Below are 494 nucleotides of genomic sequence, written 5' to 3'. Positions count from 1 at the left end.
AGATTTTCAGTGATGGTGATAGTACTACCAGCAGGTAAATCGGAGGTACCGCTGAGAGACACTAACTGTCCTAATAGGAAGGTGGGCACAAACGCAAGCTCTGGTGGAATTGTATCCACCACGCCGATGTCACTGGCGCTGGCTGTATTGCCTGCGTCGTCGGTGATACTGGCAGTCACTGTGTATGCACCATCAACCAGCGGTTGCGTGGCCTCGGCACTCCAATTACCACTGGCATTGGTTTGCACCGTTACTGTATGGCTGCCGTTAGCATCCGTAAAGGTAATCGCAATATCACTGCTGGCTAGATCCGATGTGCCTGTCACCACTGGCGTATTGTCGTTCGTCAATGCGGGTGCATCTATAGTGACGCTTGGCGCGGTTGTATCTATCACCCCAGTTTCGCTATCGGTGCCGGTATTGCCTGCGGAGTCTGTCACACTGACATTGACTGTGTACTCGCCTTCGATAATCGCATTACTGGCCTCCACGGA

1 protein-coding gene is annotated in these 494 nt (G+C 52.6%); it reads right to left on the bottom strand.

Annotation, left to right across the window (positions count from 1 at the left end; all coding sequences use genetic code 11):
- On the bottom strand, positions 1 to 494 hold a 494-nt coding region (locus tag H5158_RS22815), incomplete at both ends, for an Ig-like domain-containing protein (RefSeq protein WP_182719777.1).

It is taken from the genome of Pseudoalteromonas sp. SR45-6, from assembly GCF_014163545.1.
Classification (GTDB): domain Bacteria; phylum Pseudomonadota; class Gammaproteobacteria; order Enterobacterales; family Alteromonadaceae; genus Pseudoalteromonas; species Pseudoalteromonas rhizosphaerae.
This window is presented reverse-complemented; position numbering and strand designations above follow the sequence as displayed.